At 43.2% G+C, this 7895-nt stretch carries 7 protein-coding genes; 3 read left to right on the forward strand and 4 right to left on the reverse strand.

All coding sequences use genetic code 11. From position 1 onward, the window contains the following. Positions 1 to 166: 166 nt before the first annotated feature. The gene (locus tag DP116_RS25075) at positions 167 to 1639 is read right to left on the reverse strand and encodes a slr1306 family protein (protein WP_169157747.1); all 1473 of its coding nucleotides are present in this window, start codon (positions 1637 to 1639) and stop codon (positions 167 to 169) included. On the opposite strand from DP116_RS25075, the gene DP116_RS25080 reads away from it, so the two are divergent. Further along, the gene (locus DP116_RS25080) at positions 1638 to 1988 is read left to right on the forward strand and encodes a hypothetical protein (protein WP_169157741.1); all 351 of its coding nucleotides are present in this window, start codon (positions 1638 to 1640) and stop codon (positions 1986 to 1988) included. The two genes, DP116_RS25075 and DP116_RS25080, sit on opposite strands and share 2 nt — an antisense overlap. A gap of 328 nt (positions 1989 to 2316) precedes the next feature. Here DP116_RS25080 and gifA read toward each other — a convergent pair whose 3' ends face one another. Further along, entirely contained in the window at positions 2317 to 2517 is a 201-nt protein-coding gene (gene gifA, locus DP116_RS25085; protein WP_169157742.1) for a glutamine synthetase inactivation factor IF7A, read from the reverse strand. A gap of 297 nt (positions 2518 to 2814) precedes the next feature. Between gifA and DP116_RS25090 the strand changes: the two genes are divergently transcribed. Then, complete coding sequence (locus DP116_RS25090) at positions 2815 to 3873, forward strand: class I SAM-dependent methyltransferase (RefSeq protein WP_169157743.1); 1059 nt, start codon at positions 2815 to 2817, stop codon at positions 3871 to 3873. Between the two features lie 76 nt (positions 3874 to 3949). Continuing rightward, positions 3950 to 4849 carry a ferritin-like domain-containing protein gene (locus DP116_RS25095; protein ID WP_169157744.1) on the forward strand — a complete coding sequence of 300 codons (900 nt, stop codon included), beginning with the start codon at positions 3950 to 3952 and terminating at the stop codon, positions 4847 to 4849. Between the two features lie 852 nt (positions 4850 to 5701). Here the strand turns inward: DP116_RS25095 and patX are convergent. Then, positions 5702 to 5920 (reverse strand): heterocyst-inhibiting protein PatX, encoded by a 219-nt coding sequence (gene patX, locus DP116_RS25100; protein ID WP_169157745.1) that lies wholly within the window; start codon positions 5918 to 5920, stop codon positions 5702 to 5704. Between the two features lie 105 nt (positions 5921 to 6025). Further along, positions 6026 to 7798, reverse strand: a complete 1773-nt coding sequence (locus DP116_RS25105) for an FAD-dependent oxidoreductase (protein ID WP_169157746.1) — start codon at positions 7796 to 7798, stop codon at positions 6026 to 6028. Positions 7799 to 7895: the final 97 nt, after the last annotated feature.

Genomic DNA, 7895 nt, shown 5'->3' on the forward strand with positions numbered 1-7895 from the left:
CCCTGTTCCCTGTTCCCTGTTCCCTGTTCCCTGTTCCCTGTTCCCTGTTCCCTCTAGTAAGTTTGTTTACGTCTATACAAACAAAACCCGCCTTAACAGCTTTAGGAAAGTTGAGTCTGTATAGGCGGACTTTGTTTGTGTAAGTGTAAATTTCACCTGACTAAGGCTAAGCGCTGATCTCAGATTCAACAAGTTGTACTTGCTGTGCTTGTGGCGTCAAATGCTTCACGCCTTGCTTAACAAAACTTTGCAATAAAGCCATTTGCTGGTTCTGCTGAAATACGCTTTGCAAAGTTTGCCGCAACTTGTCGAGATTCAACACTGTTCCAGAGTTAATAGCGACTTCCTGCTGTTGGAAATATTCGACTAAAGTTAAACCTGCGATGCGAGTCAGATAAGCTGCACTCACTCCTTGCACCAAGCCACCAGCAACAAAGGTGATAGCGTTAGTTTTAAGTACTGTACTTACTGCCTTAGAAGACAGTTCCACTAAACCCAGTTTCACCATCAAACTTCCCATTGTACCAGCAACAGTTTGCGCCTGGTCCAAGGAAAATTTTTGCTGATAGATACCACCCAAATCCATAACCATTTGAGCGTTAATTGCGGCTGTTGCTAGGATATCAAGCGCTGGTACTGGGTTGGCAAATGCTGCTGCAGCAGCTATCCACTGGTATTGTTCAATTGATTTGACAGCGCGATCGCGTCTGATTTCATTCAGCAAGTTTTTCGCTTCAGTTTTTACCAACAAAGCTTTTCTCATTGTAGTTGCCCACACCAACTGTTCTGGTTGCTGTGTCAACATTTCACCCAACTGCTGCGTTAACTGTTGAATGTCTGGTGTTGGTAGTTCCAGGGATTCTTGCACACAACCATCTTCTTGATGCTTCCGTACTTTGATAGGATGAGGAGACGCCGCAGTCGCTACAACAATTGAGGACATCCGATGTTTCAGCGACTGCAACACACTCACACGTTCATCTGGCAAATACTGGTCTTGTTTATTAAAAACTAAAATAGTGTTTTGATTGACTGCTTTTAGCTGTTGTAAGCTTTGAAATTCCGAATCTGTTAAATCACCATTTATTAGGAACAACACAACATCAGATTTCTTTGTTCGTGTCAAAACATCTGCATCTGAGTTTTCGCCTGCTTCTACAAACAAAGGAGGTGTTTCTTGGAATTCTACGAACGAAAAGCTTCCCGTCTCTACGTTTTGACACCAGGTAGATTCTAAGACTTCAATCAAAGTCGTTTTACCTACCGATTTGCCACCAGTAACAGCAGCAATCATTTCTTGTCTATCTAACTCAGCCGTCAGATGAGTAAGTTGTTCTCGCAATGTCCCTACGGTTAGAGGATTTTCTGCTTCTTGTGCCAGTTGGTTAATCACAGCTTCGGCTTTGGCAATGGTAGCCTCTACTGTTGTACGGTCTACTGGTAGAGTGTTTAACCATTCAGAACTATCTTGAGTGCGATTTGACTTTAATAACCACAAACCGCCGCCAACGGCTAACAGACTCAACAAACCAAATTCACCCACCTGCACTATCGAATGGTGCAAATTTTGTAACATCCACAGAGAAAAGGACAGTCCCAATCCTCCCACTAAAATCGGTCGCTGCAACTTCACAACTATGATTCTCCGCGCTATGCTGTTTCTACTTCAGGATATCTCAAAACTCGGCTTCTCCGAATCATATTGCCAGATGCAAAAAGTTTTCTTTACTAATGGTGTTTCTAAGATTAACTCCCAAAAATCACACTGTGGTTTTTCATCTCAAGCCAAGTGTTTTTCACTACTTTTCGTCACTCATAAAATTGAGCCTTGTATCCATCTACCACCCTCCGGGTATGCGCAAAGCGCACGCCTTACGGCTAACGCCAGTCGCCTGTTGTCGGGAGAACGCCAGATGCTCTACTTGGGGAGACCCCAAGACCGCACTGGCTCCCCTCCCGCAGCGCTGGACTCACCGGGAGGAACATAGATGCAACATATAACAACGGTGAACAATTTTCAAAAATCGTTCACCGTTGTTAGCCGTCATTGGCGTTGGCAGGCATACCCTTAGTGGTGGTCAATAAGATAGTGATGAGTTCGGTGCCCTACACTCGCTAGCCCCATTAGGGGCGCTACGCAAACGCAAGAAGTCAAAAGTATCAAGTCAAAAGTTAAAAGTGACAGTGTTCTTTATTTTTGAACGCCAGGTGCTACAAGCGGGGGAACCCCGCCAACGCACTGGCTCCTTTTGATTTTTGATTTTTGACTTCCCCGTAGGGGTGCCCTTACACCATGCAACCCCTATTTGTTGACACTTAGCTCATAGTCGCGTTGCTGCGATCATAAGTCATGCGAGCGGTAGGATCTATTTTTCCTTGAATAGGGTTCCAGTAGTGAGAGACTTCTCCGGGAAGACCTAATTCTTCACCTGTACGCTCCAGCATCGATTGTTGACGATTCTTAATGAGCTGATAGTGACGCATCATCAATGCACGGGCTTTTTCTTGAGTAGACATATCAAAGTTCTCCTTAATTGTTTCTGTAATGTCATAATTTAGTGACTTTCATTAATTATTATACAAAATAATTCTGTAACATAAGCTACGGAATATTTATTTTAATAAAACTTCATACAGTCACAAGAGTAGGGAACTCAGATCCACAAAGGAGCTAGGGGGTTGCGCAGAGAAGTTCCTACATCTTGCTAAAGACTGATTTTGCCTCATGACATAGACCTTTCTTAGGATTCATGGTTTATTAATTAAAATTTTTAAACTAATATAAAGAAAAGTAAAAAAACTCAAGCAATTCTCATGTCTGACACCTTAACTAAGCTGACTTATCAAACTTTTCAGCAGGGTAAAAATTATTTTGGTCTAGCTCATAAACTGCTAAGCTCGCGCTTGATGAATATCGTCTCTCCCAGTGAGCACAGGGAAATTAAACCCATACCAAACGAGATTTTACTAAAGGCTCAACAAAGGCTGAATAATCTCCTCGAAGTTGATTGGGAAGATGCTGAGCGTGGTGTCTATCCTAAAAGCGTGTTGTTTGATAATCCTTGGGAAGACTTTTTCCGCTACTATCCAATGGTGTGGCTGGATTTACCCCAAATTTGGGAACGTGCTCAGCACAAGAGATATCAAGAGTTTACTCAAGATGTAGACACAAATGGTTATCCCAGCTATTATGTGCAGAACTTCCACCACCAGACAAATGGCTACTTGAGCGATTTATCAGCGTCTTTGTATGACTTGCAGGTAGAAATTCTCTTTGGTGGTTCTGCTGATCCAATGCGGCGGCGCATTCTGGCTCCTCTTAAAGAAGGGTTAGAAGTGTTTAGTGATGTGTCACCACGCCAGATACGTATACTAGATGTTGCTTGTGGAACTGGTCGTACTTTAAAGTTGATTCGAGCAGCTTTGCCTCAAGCAGCTTTGTTTGGTACAGATTTATCACCAGCTTATTTGCGTAAAGCAAATGAACTCTTGTCGCAAATTCCCGGAGAATTACCACAACTTTTGCAGGCAAATGCAGAAAAGTTACCATACTTGGACAACTACTTCCATGCTGTCACTTCAGTTTTCCTCTTCCATGAGCTACCTGCAGCAGCACGTCAACAGGTTATAGAGCAATCCTATCGGGTGACAAAACCAGGGGGAATCTTTATCATCTGTGACTCGATTCAGATGAGTGATTCTCCAGAAATGAAACCAATGATGGAAAACTTTCATGAGACTTTTCATGAACCTTACTATAAGCACTACACTACTGATGACTTGGTAGAGCGTTTAGAAAAAGCAGGGTTTGAGAATATTCGTATACAGGTTCACTTCATGAGCAAGTACTTTATTGCTCGAAAGCCTGCTTAATGTAAAGAAAAGCTACGGTGGCTACATAAAATTAATATAATATTAATACTAGTTTACATAACTCTCATAAAAAGTTATGGCTGTTGCTTACCCACGCAAATTTCAAAACGCTATAGGTGCAAGGGACATCTTGACACAAGTTGTCGGCGATCGCGATGTGCATCTGATCACTCTCAACCGCTACCGCTATAGCGAACAACGCAGTTGCAAAGACCTCACTGAAGTCATTGAACAACTCAACGGAAAGCCAGCCGAACTGGTACGGGATTTATCTCACCATATCTCCGATGAAGCCCGTCACGCCATGTGGCTGACTGATTTGTTAGTGGAATTGGGAGCGAATGTAGGAACACCTCCTGGGTCTTCTTATATTGATGAGTTTGACCGTCTGATAGACCGAGAATTTTTCAACCCAGAACACAACCTAGAGGACAGCATTATTGCCGGATTGGCAGCAATTAACGTGACCGAAAAACGGGGCTGTGAGTACTTCTCTGCCCACATTTACGCCCTCAAGCAAGCGCCCCAAACCGAAGAAAACATCAAAATCCGCAAAACGATTGAAAAAATTCTGCCAGAGGAAGCAGGACACGTTCGCTGGGGTAACCGTTGGTTAGGGCAGTTAGCAGATAAAAGTCCAGAACATCGCCAAAAGGTTGAGCAAGCCAAGCTCAAATATGCTGCTATTGAACAAGCAGCTTTTGAAGCTGGGATGGATATCACCTTGGGTGCAGAACTGCGTAGAGTTGCCAAACTGCTAGAAGTGGCAAACACAATGCCTGTATGGCAACGTCCTCAGTACCTGATGGAACGCTTAACGCAGACTCTGTTGGCACCGGATTTGCAAATGACTCGGATTGATGTCGTTCAGCGAGTTTGGAACCGAGATCCACAGGCATTGATGGAAAGGTTTGTGCCGATGTTCCTCAATGGCTTGAAAGGGATGCAAGATAACCGCCAAAAAACGAAGGCATAGAACAAATGTTTTGTATGTGATATGTGTGGGGTGGGCAATGTTATCCCTTTCAAGGTAAGTAAAAACTGGTTTAAAACACCATTATTTTGACTCTAGCTTCGTGTTCTTCGGGACATAGACACCAAGAACACGAGCAAAAGAGTCTCAACTCTACTTGCACTTTGACAGGGATATGTGGGCAATGTCCACCCTGTTTTTTGCCAAATTTCACCCGAATAGCTGTTTCATAAATTCTCGCTTACCAGCTATCCATAACCTCAGTAGTCTTTCTTCAACGTGTTCTTGAACAAAGTTGTTGTACTCAAGAGAGATTTCTCAATAGTCATATCAAATCCGCTTCATATAGATGTCCGCAGCGACTGCGGACATACGATAAGTAATCAACCGGACTTGATATCACAATATCTAAAAGATATGGGCTTTAACTAAACTGCTAGCCCAACTAATACCCTTTCAAGAGATAACATGAAAGTTGCGTTCAGGAATTTCCTGCTTATTTTTTATTTAAGTGGCTCTTAATGCTTGCAATACTAGCAGCTAGTACTATTTCACGAAATTTTTCATACATATTCAAACCTCAAAAACAGCACGGAAATCAAGCCATTTGTATGACAGTAAAGTGAAACGGTATAACTTGCATCGCATCTCTATGCAAAAGTTAACAGGTAACTAAGTAAACAAAAAATTATGGGTGAAATACAGAACTATTCCCTAGAGTGATTGTATTTTTAGTATCACGTTTATACTAGGGAGGGTGTGTTACTAATTTTCAAAACACCCTGGCTTACACTATTTAGATTCTCTTTGTACAAAACAATTACCACCCCAACAAATAGCATTAACTCCCAGTTGTTAGACAACAGGATGTGTACTGTTGATCTGTTCCAGCACTTGCATGCAACGACGACCACTACCCCTGTAGGGGGCTTTGGGAGACTTTTTGATATTGCCTACTGCCGCCATCAACTGTTGTGAGTCAACGCTAGATACCTGTATATCAGGTGCTTGGGTGTTAATAGCTAAGGAGCTAAAGAACAATCCTGTGATCAGAAATGAAATGGCAGCACGCATAATAAATGTCTATTTTAGAACTCTTCCTTTCACTACTACTTAGTTTTCTTTACTGCATCCGGAAAAATCCGGAAATAGTATTTATTTTTACTTTTAAATTTCCTTCTATCTGCTGACGTTTTCAACTATCAACCAATTAAGAGCGTGATTCATTCGACCGCAAATGGTGAGCAGTTGCTGATCACAAAAAGTTTGCAATTGCTCATGGATGTGCGATCGCAAAGTCACAATCTGCCAAGTACGCCCCCTATGGATACTTGGCGCAGTGATAGTGAATTTGTAATCTTGTTCAGATATGTGGTGAAAGATGCCCTGGAAACAGTCAATCTTTCGTACAGTTATAGTATTATTGCTATCAACGTCATGGCGTTGACAAGAGGATAAACAAGGACAATTTCCATTAACTTGATATAACTCTGGTTCTTCTAAATAGTACGATTGCCAGTGCAACCAATCCGGATCTTTTGGTAGCATATTCAATAATGGAATAATTGCCGCAGGTGCATATTTATCATGCAATAAAGCTTCTTGTAAAACTCTAACTGGTAAATTCCGGGGGCTTAAATCCAACTCAACACATAAAGCCGCAGCCATACCTGCAGCTTGACCGATACCCATCACCACAGGCTGCAATCTGGTTGCTCCATTAGCAATATGAGAAACAGAAATGTTCTTCTCGCATACCAGTAAACCATCTGTTTCTATAGGAATTAAACAACGGTAGGGAATGGTGAAGGGGGTTCCCGTCCTCCGTCCTCCCCAGCGCATCGATTTGGGTTGCACTTGGAACTCGACACCCGGATAATGGTGGTCGTTGGCGTAGTTAGCGATCGCTATTGCATCTATATTCAAAGGTGCAACCATACCTCCAGTTATGGGCAAAATGTCCTGTTCTCGAACGGTCGTTAGTCCCACTACGCGGCGGCTTTCCCGGTAGTAAGGGTGAAGCGCGAACCAGGAGTGAGCCAGATGAGGGAAGATGTTATCAGCTAAACCGTAGCGACGACCAAGCTGGTTTTGGATAAAATGGGCAAAATTTTGGCTGTGCCAAAAGCATTCTTGGAGAAACTCACGCTTTGTTTCTTCTGTTTCTATTAATCGCCCCACACCTTCACCGTAGTCATTGCCACGAATTGGCCAATTAATCATAAATAGACCACCGGGCAAACGTCCGTAATTCAAAAACTGTTCTGCACCATAGCTCTCCCAAGCACCAACAAACTGTGATGGGTCGTTGTTCGGTGCGCTTGGGATTTCTGGTGCAACTGCTTCACCAAAGTCTTGCATCACCACCACCCAAGTCGGAGCTTGCACGGGATATCTTTGTGTGAGATGATTAAAATCTGCTGGGGCGCTTGGTTCTCCCCACTCCGAATGTAATTCCCAGCCCCAACGGTAAGGTATATCAGCTAAAGCTAATAAATCTCCTAACTCTGTAGCGTCGAGAGTTATCTTGGCATTGACAGTCAAATCTGCAAATCGGACGCCACAAACGCAACTCCCCTCCTGGAAAACTTCTAACGGCACTTGTCCTGTGATCCAAAGCAAATTGGGCAATTCCTGCACCCAATCTGCAAAAATCTTTGCCCCAATACGCGGATCGTAACTAAAAAAGCTAACCCAACAATTGTCTAATCCTCCTGGCTGTCGGTGCTGTAACTCCTGTAAAAACGCACCCCATAACCCTGTCTGAAAAGCTTCTAGTTCATTCCCATCTGGTGCAGATACGCCAGCGGAAGTTAGCATTCCCCCCAACCAAGGAAATTCACTCACAAGGATAGTTTTTGCCCCCCGTCGCGCTGCTTGGATGGCGGCGGCTGTTCCTCCTGTTCCACCGCCGACGACTAGAACGTCAGCTGTGTATGTTTGATGAACCATTTTTGAACCTCGCTAAAACAGTGCTAAGTACCGAATACTAACTACAACTCATCATTAATAGGGTTCGGAAATCAAAATTATGCCAAAACAGGGAAAT

This window comes from Brasilonema bromeliae SPC951, assembly GCF_012912135.1.
GTDB classification, from domain to species: domain Bacteria; phylum Cyanobacteriota; class Cyanobacteriia; order Cyanobacteriales; family Nostocaceae; genus Brasilonema; species Brasilonema bromeliae.